Source organism: Streptomyces sp. NRRL S-646, assembly GCF_000720765.1.
Classification (GTDB): Bacteria; Actinomycetota; Actinomycetes; order Streptomycetales; family Streptomycetaceae; genus Streptomyces.
On record NZ_JODC01000099.1, the window covers coordinates 1 to 360 of the forward strand.

Annotated in this window: 1 protein-coding gene; it reads left to right on the forward strand. The window is 68.6% G+C overall.

The features are described 5' to 3' along the window. A partial coding sequence (locus tag IH68_RS51380) for a zinc-binding dehydrogenase (RefSeq protein WP_037886739.1) occupies positions 1 to 360 on the forward strand: 360 nt, incomplete at both ends.

Sequence of the window (360 nt, forward strand, 5' to 3'; positions counted from 1 at the left end):
CGTATTCCTGACCGCGTACTACGCCCTTACCGAGCTGGGTGGGGTGCGGGCCGGGGAGTCGGTGCTGGTGCATGCGGCGGCCGGTGGTGTGGGTATGGCCGCCACGCAGCTGGCGCGGCATCTCGGTGCCGAGGTGTTCGGTACGGCGAGTGCCGGCAAATGGGACACCCTGCGCGAGCTCGGTCTGGACGAGGCGCACATCGCCTCCTCCCGGGACACGGAGTTCGAGGCGGCGTTCCTGGCGGCGACCGGTGGTCGTGGCATGGATGTCGTACTGGACTCGCTGGCTGGTGAGTTCGTGGACGCGTCGCTGAGGTTGCTGCCGCGTGGTGGGCGTTTCCTGGAGATGGGCAAGACCGA